General features: G+C 42.3%; 14 protein-coding genes. 13 read left to right on the plus strand and 1 reads right to left on the minus strand.

What is annotated here, in order from left to right; genetic code table 11:
- Positions 1 to 256 precede the first annotated feature (256 nt).
- The 7 genes from QUA90_RS10965 to QUA90_RS10995 all read left to right on the plus strand — a co-directional run bounded on the left by QUA90_RS10965 (position 257) and on the right by QUA90_RS10995 (position 5,119).
- The gene (locus QUA90_RS10965) at positions 257 to 2,374 is read left to right on the plus strand and encodes a WD40 domain-containing protein (protein WP_333389362.1); all 2,118 of its coding nucleotides are present in this window, start codon (positions 257 to 259) and stop codon (positions 2,372 to 2,374) included.
- 179 nt (positions 2,375 to 2,553) lie between these two features.
- Entirely contained in the window at positions 2,554 to 2,820 is a 267-nt protein-coding gene (locus QUA90_RS10970) for a hypothetical protein (RefSeq protein WP_333389363.1), read from the plus strand.
- Entirely contained in the window at positions 2,810 to 2,977 is a 168-nt protein-coding gene (locus tag QUA90_RS10975; protein WP_333389364.1) for a type II toxin-antitoxin system PemK/MazF family toxin, read from the plus strand. The genes QUA90_RS10970 and QUA90_RS10975 overlap by 11 nt, the downstream gene beginning before the upstream one ends.
- A gap of 462 nt (positions 2,978 to 3,439) precedes the next feature.
- Positions 3,440 to 3,871 (plus strand): hypothetical protein, encoded by a 432-nt coding sequence (locus QUA90_RS10980; protein WP_333322744.1) that lies wholly within the window; start codon positions 3,440 to 3,442, stop codon positions 3,869 to 3,871.
- Between the two features lie 219 nt (positions 3,872 to 4,090).
- Positions 4,091 to 4,375 (plus strand): peptidase, encoded by a 285-nt coding sequence (locus QUA90_RS10985; RefSeq protein ID WP_333322743.1) that lies wholly within the window; start codon positions 4,091 to 4,093, stop codon positions 4,373 to 4,375.
- Positions 4,376 to 4,509: 134 nt separating this feature from the next.
- Positions 4,510 to 4,803 (plus strand): hypothetical protein, encoded by a 294-nt coding sequence (locus tag QUA90_RS10990; RefSeq protein WP_333389365.1) that lies wholly within the window; start codon positions 4,510 to 4,512, stop codon positions 4,801 to 4,803.
- Positions 4,790 to 5,119, plus strand: coding sequence for a type II toxin-antitoxin system PemK/MazF family toxin (locus QUA90_RS10995; protein ID WP_333389366.1), 330 nt, complete (start codon positions 4,790 to 4,792; stop codon positions 5,117 to 5,119). Before QUA90_RS10990 ends, QUA90_RS10995 begins: the two co-directional genes overlap by 14 nt.
- A 95-nt stretch (positions 5,120 to 5,214) precedes the next feature.
- Here the strand turns inward: QUA90_RS10995 and QUA90_RS11000 are convergent, their stop codons facing one another.
- On the minus strand, positions 5,215 to 5,682 hold the full coding sequence (locus QUA90_RS11000) for a DUF29 domain-containing protein (RefSeq protein ID WP_333389367.1): 468 nt from the start codon (positions 5,680 to 5,682) through the stop codon (positions 5,215 to 5,217).
- Positions 5,683 to 5,886: 204 nt separating this feature from the next.
- On the opposite strand from QUA90_RS11000, the gene QUA90_RS11005 reads away from it, so the two are divergent.
- The 6 genes from QUA90_RS11005 (at position 5,887) to QUA90_RS11030 (ending at position 13,147) form a co-directional block, all read left to right on the plus strand.
- Positions 5,887 to 7,032, plus strand: a complete 1,146-nt coding sequence (locus QUA90_RS11005) for an iron-containing alcohol dehydrogenase family protein (protein WP_333445435.1) — start codon at positions 5,887 to 5,889, stop codon at positions 7,030 to 7,032.
- A 99-nt stretch (positions 7,033 to 7,131) separates the two neighbouring features.
- On the plus strand, positions 7,132 to 8,313 hold the full coding sequence (locus QUA90_RS11010; RefSeq protein WP_333322738.1) for an aspartate aminotransferase: 1,182 nt from the start codon (positions 7,132 to 7,134) through the stop codon (positions 8,311 to 8,313).
- A 402-nt stretch (positions 8,314 to 8,715) separates the two neighbouring features.
- Complete coding sequence (locus QUA90_RS11015; protein WP_333445437.1) at positions 8,716 to 9,972, plus strand: dynamin family protein; 1,257 nt, start codon at positions 8,716 to 8,718, stop codon at positions 9,970 to 9,972.
- 125 nt (positions 9,973 to 10,097) lie between these two features.
- The gene (locus QUA90_RS11020) at positions 10,098 to 11,312 is read left to right on the plus strand and encodes a hypothetical protein (RefSeq protein ID WP_333445440.1); all 1,215 of its coding nucleotides are present in this window, start codon (positions 10,098 to 10,100) and stop codon (positions 11,310 to 11,312) included.
- 38 nt (positions 11,313 to 11,350) lie between these two features.
- Positions 11,351 to 11,851 (plus strand): hypothetical protein, encoded by a 501-nt coding sequence (locus tag QUA90_RS11025; RefSeq protein ID WP_333445442.1) that lies wholly within the window; start codon positions 11,351 to 11,353, stop codon positions 11,849 to 11,851.
- 15 nt (positions 11,852 to 11,866) lie between these two features.
- Entirely contained in the window at positions 11,867 to 13,147 is a 1,281-nt protein-coding gene (locus tag QUA90_RS11030) for a hypothetical protein (RefSeq protein ID WP_333445444.1), read from the plus strand.
- Positions 13,148 to 13,329: the final 182 nt, after the last annotated feature.

The raw sequence follows: 13,329 nt of genomic DNA on the forward strand, positions 1-13,329 counted from the left end.
TTAGATTTTAGATTATCGCACGTTTAGAGGTAGTTTAATTAGTCCTGGACGCCTAAATACCAAAGAAACCGGGTTTTTCACCAGTATTTAAGCGTCAAATGCAGTATTTCCGTAAAAAACCTGGTTTCTGCGTCCAGGAGTATCAATGATGAAATTAAATCTAAAAATCAACAAGTGCAGAATATCTGGCAACCATCCGAATTATACCTCCTAACATCCTGCTACACTATTAATAACCGCATCCTCACCCACATTTATGCTTCCAACAATCATCGCCGCTATCGCTCCCTACATATCGGGAGTGCTCTCACCCATCGCCAGAAATATTGGCTACAAACTAGGAGAAGCCTTCGGCAATAACTCTCAAAATTACCGAGATATCCTGATTCCATATCCCAATAATTCATCGGATTCGACTGAGATAGAGCAAGCAAAACAGCGTTATTCTCAAGAAATGTTGGAATACGCGAAAGCCAAAGATACTAGAGATCGGGAATTGTTAAAGCTAACAGTAGCACAAACAGCACGCCGCCTTGAGTTGCAGGAACAGGAACAGCGAGACAGACTGAAGCTGGCAGCCTTGCAGCGGGATTTGATGCGGGAATTGCAAGCAAAGGATATTCAGGTCAAGCTGGCTGAAATTCAAACAATTTGGGATAAAAATACTTGGTTTTCTAAGTTGAATCGAGAGGAAACTAAGCAGATTTTACTTCAGCAGCAACACCGCCTCTTAATCTTACTATCACCGCCCAAAATTAGCAAGCAATGCCCGGAAACATTCTGTGAAGATTTGCCAATTGAGATGAGAAGTGTGGGAGATTTTCTCAGACAGCATTATCCTCAACAGGATGTCTTACGCCCAGTTAAGTTTTATAGCGACTATTTCACTGAGTCGATTGGTGATATTGATGTGGAACGCTTGCAGCGAATTTTATCTCCGGTTCCTACTACAATTTTATATAGCGATATCAGCGACTATGCCGTAACTTTTCGCGTCGGCTTTTGGGGATTCCTGAATAATCAGGAAGTATCCCTGTTTTCTACCAAAGTTTTTGACTGGGAAGAGGCCAAAGATGCACTTTTAGCATCTGGAGTAAGTGAGAAAAAAGCCCTCCGCATGATTCGGCAGTTGATTGTAGCGATTCACAAATTGCTGGCGGGCTTTTTAGCGGATTTGTATTATCTCAATATTGACCCCAGCTATGAACCTTTGTTATTTAATTTAAAGGATGAATTGGCTGAATATGGATTAGCAGAAGAGTGGGTGAAACCTTATTTTGATATTCTTCAGGATATTCAGCGGCGACAGCGAGAACAGTATGAACAGGAGTTGAAAAAGCTGATGGAGCAAGTAGAGGCTGAACGTCAATCTCAAAAGGCTGCCAAAGCTGAAGCAAAACGCCAACAACCAATAGAAAAAGCTGCCAAAGCGGAAGCTCAACGCCAACACCAAATAGAAGAAAAAATCATTAGAAAAGCTCACTCCTTCAAATGTGTAAAAACTCTTAATGGCGTAGCTATGTCATCTGTTGATTGCGTAGTTATTAGTCCCGATGGCAAGACTTTTGCTAGTAACAGCAGTGGAAATTGCAGCAAACTTTGCAATCTCCATACAGGAGAGCTGATTGGTAATTTTTCTGGGCATTCAGGCGCGGTTTATTGCGTTGCAATTAACCCTAATGGAACAATTTTAGCTAGTGGCAGTTATGACAAACAAATTAAGCTGCGTAATCTGGAAACTGGACAAGAATTTAGAACCATAAAGGGTCACTCATCTTTAATTCGGTCTCTTGCTTTTAGTCCAGACGGAGAAACTCTTGCTAGTGGCAGTCAAGACAATACTATCAAACTGTGGAATCTGAAAAACGGGCAGGAAATTCGCACTCTCAGAGGGCATTCATACTCGGTTTGTTCTGTCGCTATCAGCCCGGATGGAAACACTCTGGTTAGTGGCAGTTATGACAATACTATCAAGCTTTGGCATCTAAAAACCGGACAGGAAATTCGCACTCTCACAGGGCATTCACAGTTGGTTTTTTCCGTTGTCATCAGCTCGGATGGACAAATTATTGCTAGTGCTAGTCGAGACAACACTATCAAACTATGGAATCGGAAAACCGGACAGGAAATTCGCACTCTCACAGGGCATTCAGAGTCGGTTTTTTCCGTTGTCATCAGCCCGGATGGACAAATTATTGCTAGTGGTAGTGGAGACAACACTATCAAGCTTTGGAATCTAAAAAATGGAGACACAATTTTCACTCTCAAAGGGCATTCAGCCAGGGTTAATTCGGTCTGTTTTAGCCCGGATGGAAACACTCTGGTTAGTGGCAGTAATGATGGCAGTATCAAGATTTGGCGGTGTGATGGGTGAAGTAAGAGGGAAAGATAAAAATTATGGTCGATTGGCCAATATGGAACTACAAAACTTGACTGCGTGACGAATAAACTGATAAACACTTAGGGAAAGTAATTGAAATGTCAGAAACCATTAATTTTGAGCAAGCACTGTTAGAGAATTTGCGACAGTTGCCAACCGAGAAACAACAATAATTGCTCGACTTTGCACAATTCCTGGTGCAAAAAACGGAACAGAAACAGCAGTTATCCAGCGAAAGTTCCGAGTCTAAAAGTTCGTCAACAACCGAACCTACTCTCAAGCTATCAGTTAGAGAAATTGATAGCCTGCCAATAGCAGAACGCCATAAAATACTAGCACCATTTATACCTGCTACAGCCGAAGATTTTTTGACATATCCTGAATTAAGCGAGTTTTCGGTACTCGATGGCGAAGACTGGGAGACTGAGTATGACTACTAACCCAAAACGAGGAGAGGTTTGGCTGGTACAACTTGATCCAACCCGAGGACAAGAAATTCAGAAAACACGTCCTGCGGTTGTGATTAGTTCGGAAATGTTTAGTTCTATCCCCATGCGGATTATAATTCCTGTGGCTACAGGGCAACCTAAATTTTAAAGTCGCCCTTTCATGATTCTGATTCAGCTAACAGAAGAAAACTGTTGAAACGCCGACTCAGCAGGGAAGGTTTTGCAAGGGCGGAGTGTAACTACTGAGCGATTTGTCAGATGTATCGGAAAAGTTTCTGAAACGGTTGTGCAAGAATTAGTAATAAGCTTAATTATCTGTGTTGATTATCCTCCATAAAACCAGGAATGTCGCTCGCCCGAATTAGCTTTCTGAACATAAAACATACCAGAGGCTAGTCAATAGGTTGGGTGGCACTGGATTCAGGTCAACAGTGGCAAACCATCATCTAGTGGCGTTTCCTCCCTAAACCCAAACTTACCAAACTTACCCAACTATCCGCCCACTTCCAGCTTCAAAATTTACTATCCCGCAGGATGTTGATTTATTCCCACGGATCTGATTTGTTTGTGACACAATAGAATCTAGTATCCATCTATGTGAGGATTTTTCATGGCTCGTTTTAATCAAATCCTTGTCCTTAGCGCCATCAGCCTTATAGCTTTGGCTGGTTGCGACAGCGCTAAGGAAGCTTCCACTCCGCAAACTTCACCCGCCCCGGTTCCTGCTGCTACTGCTGTTAAAACTGAGAAAGCAGCATCCCAGGGAAACTATGCAGAATTGAGTGGTGTGGTGTCCAGTACCAAAGCAGCAGTTCAGGCTGGAAACTTTACCAAAGCCAAAACCGAATTTGACAAATTCGAGAATGCCTGGAAGAAAGTAGAAGACGGTATCAAAGCTAAAGCTCCTAAAAGCTACGATGCAGTTGAGGATACCACAGAAAAAGTGATGACTGCGCTCAAAAAGTCTCAGCCAAGTAAAGACCAAGTGCTAACTCAATTGCAGTCGCTTGAAAAGACTATTACTAGCATTCCTAAGTCCTAAATTTAAGTGGTGAGTGCTTGATTCTAAAGTCTGGGACGCAGAAACCGAGTTTTTTAACTCCGGTAATTGGTTCAAACCTTGAATAAAAGTTAAAATATCCGGTTTATGTGCGTCGGAGTGCGTAAGTCCTGTGAGAGTTATGCGATCGCAGTTACTTAGAAAAAAGCACTCAACGTTCGCTCCTTATATAACCTCAGTATTCCCAAACTTTCAACCACTATGAAGAGAGCATTTCGCAAGTACCACCGCATTCTAGGCCTTATTGTTGCTTTGCCGATCGCGCTGACTGTCTTGACTGGAATGGTGATCACAATTGTCCGAGAGTGGCCGCTTGGTATAGAAATTTCATCAAGATTCTTGTTAAAAATTCATACAGGTGAAATCTTTCACCTGCAAGCAATTTACCCGATTTTAAACGGCTTGGGAATGATTGGCTTGCTAGTGACTGGTTTAAGTATGTCGGGTGTGTTTGGCCGGAAAAAGCAGCCCACCTCCCACGATTAAAACCACAGAGGTGAGGAACTTTGGCCGGTTATATTGTTGGACTGGCTAGAATCAGGAACGCTCTCACCTTTGAGAGTCGTGACAATATATGTAGGTAACGCAGAAATATAACAAAGCTGAAGGGTAAAAATTCAATGAAACCCACTATTGATGTCGAACAAACCGTGTCAGAAAATTTGCGACTTCTGTCGATAGAAAAACAAGAGGAAGTGCTCGATTTCGTTCAATTCCTCTTGTACAAAGCCCAACAGACAAAGCAGTTTAGCATAAGTTCCGAATCTGGCACTTCAACAACAGAAACACCGCCTCTCCAGCGCTCGCTACTAGACGGCGAAGACTATTTAATTGACCCAGCAATTACTCGCAGTCATGATGCTTTTTTGAAAGGTTACGCACCCGAAGACGAAGGACTTTATGACGACTATTGAGCCTGGTGATTTTTGGGTAGCAAATATTCCCTTTACAGGCGGCGCAGGCTCTAAAAAACGCCCCATACTTTTACTGTGGTTGGATAGCGAGGATGTGGTAGCAGCAGTCGTTACCTCTGCAAAACCCCGCAGCCAAACTGATGTATTTCTTAATGATTGGTCTGCCAGCGGTTTGCGCGTTGCTTCAACAGTACGCTTGTCTAGATTAGATTGTCTGGAAAAGTCTTTGTTGCTAGCAAAAATCGGGCAAATTTCTCAACCAGATGCAGCAGAAGTGAAACGAGTCTGGGATTTGTACGTTAAGCCTCAATTTTAATAACATATAAAGGTTCTGCGTAAGTCCCGATCAGTAAACAGGTTAGGTTGAGAAACCAGGTGACTGCATCAGTCCAAAAAATGCGATCGCGCAAATTACTCAAACTTTTCATCTTCTAAAGCGCCATCCGACAAAGTATATTCATCTTCAAAAACTTCTGACCAAGAAAGTGAGGTTAATTGACATTTTTTACCCATTTCATCCTCGGCATCTTTCACCGCAACTTTAAAACATTTCTCCCAGACAGACTCAATAAAATCACGGTTTAAACTAGGCATTTCTTCTTGACTTTCTTCAATCTCTCGCCGCGCCGAACGAATACTAATAGCCCAGCTAGCAGTTCGTTTCTCAGGTTGAAATTTCCATTTAATAATATGAAGCATTAAACGAATTAACTGGCTTTTTACTGCTCGTTTTTCGGTTCTTCCCATTGCTTCAATTAAAGATTCTAAACCTGCCGTTGCTTCCATAGATTTTCCTTCTTTGAGAAGTGTCTGGACTGTGACAGCCGTTTGATAATGAGAACACACTGCTAACCAGTCCCAATCTTGTTTAGTCAGCATTGCCCTATCCTTGAAATTGCTTATATTCCTAAATTTATCATAGCGATCGCCCTCAACTCCCCTCTCCCATCCCCCAACAGCCCAACAATACTTAATAAAAACTTTACAAAACTTACCCGATCGCCCAACATGGGTTAGAGTTATCCTATAAAATCCAGCAATCCTGCAAAGCGTCAACCTTCTCGTCACTTATCCAGTGGTTCGATGACTCAAACCCAAAGCACCAAAACCGCCACCGCAACTGCAATTTATTCCTTGACAATTGCTCCCGCCTGTGTATTGCGAGGTCGATCGGCGATCGCACAAGCCGGAGATGCCATCGCCCGTTTCGGAAAGCGGCCGCTAATCGTCGGCGGCAGTAACTCCCTCGCCGCCGCCCAACCCTACCTGCAACCAATCCTCGAACAGCAGCAGTTACAATCCGCTGAAACAGCCTACGGCAAGGATTGCAGCGAAACCAGCCTCGAAACCCTCCGCGCAGCAGCCCAAACCCATGAAGCCGATTTCATCATCGGTGTAGGCGGCGGCAAAGCCTTAGACGCTGCCAAACTCGTCGCTTATCAGTGCAAAATCCCGATCGTCACAATTCCCACATCAGCAGCCACTTGTGCCGCTTGGACAGCCCTTTCTAACATTTATTCAGAACAAGGCGCATTCCAATACGATGTCACATTAGCCAGATGTCCCGACTTATTAATACTAGACTACGGCTTAATTCAAACCGCACCACAGCGGACATTAGTAGCAGGAATTGGAGATGCGATCGCCAAATGGTACGAAGCATCAGTCAGCAGCGGACACTCGGAACAAACCCTGATTATTTCCGCCGTTCAACAAGCTAGAATACTGCGCGATATATTATTCCAAAAATCAGCCACCGCCCTCAAAGAACCCGGTAGCGAAACCTGGCAAGAAGTCACAGATGCCGCCGTATTGCTAGCAGGAGTAATCGGCGGAATTGGTGGTGCCCAATGTCGCACCGTCGCCGCCCACGCCGTCCACAACGGTCTAACTCATCTATTAGCAAGTCACGGCACATTGCACGGCGAAAAAGTTGCCTACGGCATTTTAGTGCAACTGCGACTAGAAGAAATGCTGCAAAACAATCAACTTGCCGCTAGCGCCAGACAGCAACTGCTAAAATTCTACGCGGAAATTGGATTGCCCCAAACTTTAGAGAACCTCGGACTCGGAGACATTACCATAGCAGAATTGCAGCGCGCCGCCGATATCGCCTGCAATCCCAATTCCGACATCCACCGACTGCCTTTTAAAGTTGTTCCCCAACAATTAATGGCAGCGATGGTTTCTACCACCGCACCTGTGGGAGAATTAAAGATTAAGAATTAAAACAGTTTGTAGTAAGGACTAAAGTCCTGAAAAGGCTGTGCTAGCAAGGACGAAAGTCCTTACTACAAACCAGGAAAACTGACAACTGACACAAAATAAATGACCTTGGATTGGATTAGCCCTGCTGACAGGTTGCAAAAACTACCGCCCTACGTATTTGCCCGTCTCGACGAACTCAAAGCCCGCGCCCGCGAACAAGGACTCGATTTAATAGACTTAGGAATGGGAAACCCCGACGGTGCCACTCCTCAACCAGTAGTAGAAGCCGCTGTCGCAGCCATCCAAAATCCTGCAAATCACGGCTATCCACCATTTGAAGGAACTGCCAGTTTTCGCCGTACTATTACTAAATGGTACAGCCGTCGCTACAATGTTGAACTCGATCCAGAAAGCGAAGCATTGCCTTTGTTGGGTTCTAAAGAAGGTTTAGCACATTTTGCGATCGCCTATATCAATCCAGGGGACGTAATATTAGTACCGAGTCCTGCTTATCCCGTATTATTTCGCGGGCCAATCATTGCGGGTGCAAAAGTTCACAACATCATCCTCAAACCCGAAAATGACTGGGTAATTGACTTAGCCGACATTCCCGACAGCGTAGCCGAACAAGCCAAAATACTCTATTTCAATTATCCCAGCAATCCGACTGGAGCAACTGCACCCCGCGAATTTTACAAAGATATTGTGGCTTTCGCACACAAGCATCAAATCTTGCTGGTTCACGACTTGTGTTATGCGGAATTAGCCTTTGACGGCTATCAACCGACAAGTTTATTAGAAATTCCCGGCGGTAAAGAAATCGGCGTCGAATTTCACACCATGTCCAAAACTTACAATATGGCAGGCTGGCGCGTCGGTTTTGTAGTAGGAAATAGCAAGATTATTCAAGGTTTGCGGACATTAAAAACTAACCTAGATTACGGTATATTTTCCGCATTGCAAACAGCAGCAGAAACAGCACTGCAATTGCCGGACAGTTACTTGCACGAAGTGCAGAATCGTTACAGGACTCGCCGTGATTTCATGGTGGAAGGATTGGCAGAATTAGGGTGGAATATTCCTAAACCTCTGGCTGCAATGTATCTTTGGGTTCCCTGCACTCGCGGCATGAGTTCTACTGATTTTGCCCTGAATGTTTTGCAGCAAACGGGTGTTGTGGTGACTCCTGGTAATGCTTTTGGGCCGGGCGGCGAAGGATATGTGAGAATTAGTTTAATTGCAGATTGCGATCGACTGGGAGAAGCCCTGCGGCGTTTGAAACAAGCAAACATTCGATATTAGTCAGTAGTCATTGGTTATTGGTTATTGGCGATCGGCCGCTCACTCTGCATCAACTCATTATTATGTTGAGGGTGACACCCATTATCCCCTAAACATAATAATGAGATTAACAAGCTCAGGCGCATACAAATTGTACAATCAAGTTTGATGAAATTATTGTGGGGTGTCCCGCCCGCCCGAAAAATATAACGCAAGGTGCGGGACAGCCTAGTGTGTAGGATGCCCCGGAGCAGAATAAACCGGTTAAAATCGAAATAATCAATCTCCGACGCACTCTACAAGTTGATTTAAGAGTCACTCTTTATTTTGTGGCAAGGTTTAAAACATCCGTGGATGTACGATGTCCGACGCCGTGCCTCCTTAGTTATACTTAACAAAGATCATTAAGGAAGCATTTTTGCCATGCCTGTAATTGAATCTAAGTTAAACAACACCCGCAACCTTTTACAAGAATTAGGCAACTCAGTCTCTAGCTTAGTCAACTCGTCCCCGGATGTTTTTGCTGATTCGGGGATTCAATCTTGCCTACAGGATTTTTTAACTGTTTATCAAGAAGCCGTCCAACGCCTAGAAAATCCTAGTTTTCGGATTGCTACTCTGGGCACAACTTCCTCTGGAAAGTCAACGATTGTTAACGCGCTGATTGGTCGAAAAATCGCACCGATTGAAGCCGGAGAAATGAGTGGGGGTGTATTAACCATCAAACATTCTCAAGAACAGAGATTAATGATTGCAGAAACGGAAGATGCTGCTTGGGATACTGGTGAATGGACGGGATTAAGCGATGAGGATTTATACCAGCGAATTAGCACCGTGATGCACTCCTATCACCATGCGCGGAAAAAGCGTGAGTATGTTGCGCCACAAATAACAGCTTATGTTCCTCTTTTACCTGCTTGTGATGCTTCTTTACTGGGTTTACCCAACGGGATCGGAGTCGAATTGATTGATTTACCTGGATTGAAATCAGTTCAAGACCGGGCTAACTTAGCAACTATCCAAAAGCAAGTTAATAAAGCTTTTAGTTTAGTGGCTTTGGACTATATGCAGGTAGATGATGAGCACAGAAAACGCTTATTAGAAGAATTAAAGAAAGTTGTCGAATATCTACAAGGTCGCACAGATTCGATGATTTTTATCTTAAATCGGGTCGATAACCGAGGAACCGATGATTTACCCCTATCAGAGCGGATTGATAAGTTAAGAGAAGAAATTAAAGAGGTCTTATCGCTTCCAGAACTTCCTGATGTTCTGCCTTTTAATGCTCGTCTTTTATATTATGCTCAGTGTGCTTGGGGTTCAGGAGCTTTTAACCAACCGTCAGTGATGAGTCAGGAGATACGGTTAAAACTCCTTAAAGCTATGTTTCAAGACTGTGCAGGAGTTATTAAATCAAATACTAAAGATAACCGAGATTTAAAGAATTGGTTTCGCGATATTGAAGATCGGGTAGAAGACAATGAGGCTATTGATGATGAAACCATGCGGCAAATTCTCCACTATTCTTTTGAATGGAGTGGAGGTAGAGAACTTTGGGATCGTTTCCGTGTGCGGGTTCAAGAATCATTTGCTGAATTGGTAATACTTCCTGCATTGTTGGAAGTATTCGATCCTTACAATGCTTTAGCAGAATCTCTGGAAATTCGGATTCACCCATAAAAATTTCCCAACAGGAACAGGTTGAGCAAGAAAGAAATAAAATAGAGAAAAGCCATCATTATTTTCATAATATCAAAGAAGTTGGGAAAGAATTTAAGGTAGAAATTGAGGGACTGAAAGCAGGCTTGAAAAGCAATGATCCTAAAATTAATGATAAACTCGTACAAGAGGCTGTAAAAAAAGGACGTAATGGATTTCAGCGGATTTTTGATGCGGTTAAAAAAGATATAGTAGGGGATTTAACCACATCTCTAATTGTTCCAGTTCGCGATGCTTTTAAAAATAATCAAGGAGCTTTTGAGCTAAGAGATAAACTAGGGGAAGTCACATTACCTTCATTAGCTGAGGATATTTCTAAATACTATGATCATGTTAGTCGCAGACTCAGTAAATTTTCTGGTGAGTCAGAATACTTAGTTAAGCGTATACGGGCTGATGATGATAAGGGGAAAAAAGAACTTGAATTTGATGCGGTTAAAAAAAATGTAGTAGGGGATTTAACCACATCTCTAATTGTTCTCGTTCGCGATGCTTTTAAAAATAATCAAGGAGCTTTTGAGCTAAGAGATAAACTAAGGGAAGTCACATTACCTTCATTAGCTGAGGATATTTCTAAATACTATGATCATGTTAGTCGCAGACTCAGTAAATTTTCTGGTGAGTCAGAATACTTAGTTAAGCGTATACGGGCTGATGATGATAAGGGGAAAAAAGAACTTGAAGATGATGAACGCTATGTTCGCTTGCTCTATCACAGGATGAGAGAAGCTATATCTGCAAGGGCAGAGTTTGTTCTACAATCAAACGCACAACAGTTTGAACAAGCTTTAGAATCATTAGTTGATGAACAAGTTAAGAAACTAAAAGTTTTTCTGACCGAGGGCAACTTTTCTTCGATTAATCTTGAAAAAGCAGCCATCAGTAATTTAGGCAAAAAGTTAGCTCCAAACTTGCCAACTTTACCAGAAAGATTTTTTGAGTTGCCAGAAAATAATATTAAGCAAAACCGTTCTAAAAAAACAGACGGTGAATACATCGAACTTTTCCTTCCGTCTCCAGGCTTAATGGCAACACAATGGTCAAGTGGAATTGAGAAAGGGAAAGGGAGTTTGTGGGATATTTTGCTTGAGTGGATTCTCCAACGGTTAGATTATGTTAGCGATATCTTTAAAGAATCCGTTGATGAGATTACCAATCTAGCTGAACGTGATTTGCAGCAACAATCAAGTATTATTGAGGGCAATTTTGAGCAAAAAAAACAGTTTTGGCGTGAGTTTGAAGCTAAAAAAGATCATGCAACAGCAGATTGTGAAAAGTTACAAGAGATTTTTCGTCAGTGAAGCAACTTTTAAACCTAATGACATTCAGGAGTTAAAAAATGGAATCTACGGATATGGAGAGTTTATTAATAGTATTAGGAGTACCAGTATTAGCAGGAGCAGTAGTAGGAGGAGCAGTATTAGGAGTAAAAGCAGTATTAGGAATACTTTCTCCCAAACCACCTTCTTTAGTTTTAGTGATTTCCGCCTCGCACGCAGATTTTCTTGAATCGCTAAAAGACAAAAAGCAGATTGATGTTAGTGAGGGAGAACAACTTTACCAAATTACGAGATATTTATGGCTAGGATCTGAAACTGAACTTTCTCAGAAAATACCTCATATCAATGAGTATTCAGTGGCCCAAGGAGCCGAATCAGAATATAACATTTACTTGGTTGAGATTAAACTCAAGCAATCTGACGAAGGATTTAAGCGTAATGTCAATCAACTCGATAGATATGATGCTTTTCGTAAATTAGCTGATTTAGCAGGTAATGTTAAAGTGTCTGATAGATTGAAAATAGAAGCCTATGAAAAACTTGGAGTTTATAATCGCTAAACCGGAGAAAGTAAAATGCTGATTGATGCCACTTTTTTAGTTAAACATCCAGAAATTCTCAAGGGTTTACTTGATGGTTCCATGCAACGCTATGGAAGCGTTATTAGATGGGCTGCGGGAACTGTAAAGGCTGGTCAAATTGTCCGCCATTTAGCCGAAGTTCCCGGAGTGACTAGCACAATGATGACTGTTCCATTTTCTCCCATTTTGGCAGGAATTGATGTTATTGGTCATGGGCTTACCTATCATAAATTAATAGGTGTTGATCATAAATTAATCGGTATCGATAGTAAATTAATCGGCTTTGAAAAAACCTTATCCTCAGTGATGGGGCTAAGTCAAATTGCTGCCGGCGCAAGTGTTTTAAACCTTGGTATCAGTATTGCTGGCTTTGCCTATATGGGATCTAAACTGCACCAAGTACAAAAAACTTTAGGTCACATTCAACAGTCAATGGAAGAAGGCTTTAACCGGATTGATAATCGCTTAGATATTATCTCTGAACAATTGGCATATCTGTATTTATTGGTAGAAGACAGCCGCCAAAAGCAAAAAAGCCTTGCTAAAGCTATTTCCCATCTTCATCAAGCCATGCTAATTAAAGAAATTGCAGCTTTAAAAGCTGAACTTGACGAGCGCTCTCGTTTTCCTGATGAATCACCGAGATCAGCCATTAAAACAGCTTCCCGTGTGGGATTATTTCTCAGTAATCAAGCAATGCAAGCTACCCCAGAATTAGATGCTGAAATTATGCTTAATGCTGATGTTTCTATTCAAGGTTGGGCTGTAGCCATAGCAACAGAAGCCAATCTTCTCTTAGAAATAGGGAAACATCAAGAAGCTAAAGAATTACTGGCCTTACAAATCCCCCAATTTAAACAAGTCGCGGAAAGATGGGGTAAGGCACTAATCAATGATGAAAACACTTATCTATCTACTGCTTATCGCTTTACTAATTCTCGGTTTAAAAACCATATTGCCTCAGAACGAGTAGAACGAATTACGGAAATATCACCAAGCGATCGCACTTTATCTCCTGACCAAATCAGAGGCAAAAAAAATTATGTTGATGTAGAGTTTGAAATGTGCTATAGTTCTGCTAAATTTGATCAAACATGGACACATCGCCAAATTGCTGTAGCTGAATATTTGGATGGGTTGAGTGAACTTGCAGCCAGATTAGAGGGTTTAGAATCGTTTGCAAATCTGTGCGAAAGTAAAGGTGTTAAAAGCAGCCGTGAAATTCTGCCTGGGGATGACGCTGAACCGGGCATATACATACTACCCAGCACATAGGGTAGGGTGCGTCATATCAAATCCGGTAGCATCGGAATTAATATTACCCACAATCAGGACACCGCAGTTCCCATAAGTGTCAACTTAAGCTTTTTGTGCGCCAGTCCTCCCGCCCACCCGACAGTCCGCCAGGGAATGAATTCCCTGTCTAATAGCTAAAGTCCTCTCAAAGAGGACTGAAA

The sequence above is a fragment of the Microcoleus sp. D3_18_C4 genome (genome assembly GCF_036702355.1).
Taxonomy (GTDB): Bacteria; Cyanobacteriota; Cyanobacteriia; order Cyanobacteriales; family Microcoleaceae; genus Microcoleus.

What these genes read in the sequence shown, in the direction of transcription:
- QUA90_RS11030 (WP_333445444.1), top strand. Translation starts at nt 11,867, where the DNA reads ATGCTGATTGATGCCACTTTTTTAGTTAAACATCCAGAAATTCTCAAG.
- QUA90_RS11005 (WP_333445435.1), top strand. Translation starts at nt 5,887, where the DNA reads ATGACTCAAACCCAAAGCACCAAAACCGCCACCGCAACTGCAATTTAT.
- QUA90_RS10985 (WP_333322743.1), top strand. Translation starts at nt 4,091, where the DNA reads ATGAAGAGAGCATTTCGCAAGTACCACCGCATTCTAGGCCTTATTGTT.
- QUA90_RS10980 (WP_333322744.1), top strand. Translation starts at nt 3,440, where the DNA reads ATGGCTCGTTTTAATCAAATCCTTGTCCTTAGCGCCATCAGCCTTATA.
- QUA90_RS11000 (WP_333389367.1), bottom strand. Translation starts at nt 5,682, where the DNA reads ATGCTGACTAAACAAGATTGGGACTGGTTAGCAGTGTGTTCTCATTAT.
- QUA90_RS11025 (WP_333445442.1), top strand. Translation starts at nt 11,351, where the DNA reads ATGGAATCTACGGATATGGAGAGTTTATTAATAGTATTAGGAGTACCA.
- QUA90_RS11015 (WP_333445437.1), top strand. Translation starts at nt 8,716, where the DNA reads ATGCCTGTAATTGAATCTAAGTTAAACAACACCCGCAACCTTTTACAA.
- QUA90_RS10995 (WP_333389366.1), top strand. Translation starts at nt 4,790, where the DNA reads ATGACGACTATTGAGCCTGGTGATTTTTGGGTAGCAAATATTCCCTTT.
- QUA90_RS11010 (WP_333322738.1), top strand. Translation starts at nt 7,132, where the DNA reads ATGACCTTGGATTGGATTAGCCCTGCTGACAGGTTGCAAAAACTACCG.
- QUA90_RS10990 (WP_333389365.1), top strand. Translation starts at nt 4,510, where the DNA reads ATGAAACCCACTATTGATGTCGAACAAACCGTGTCAGAAAATTTGCGA.
- QUA90_RS10965 (WP_333389362.1), top strand. Translation starts at nt 257, where the DNA reads ATGCTTCCAACAATCATCGCCGCTATCGCTCCCTACATATCGGGAGTG.
- QUA90_RS10975 (WP_333389364.1), top strand. Translation starts at nt 2,810, where the DNA reads ATGACTACTAACCCAAAACGAGGAGAGGTTTGGCTGGTACAACTTGAT.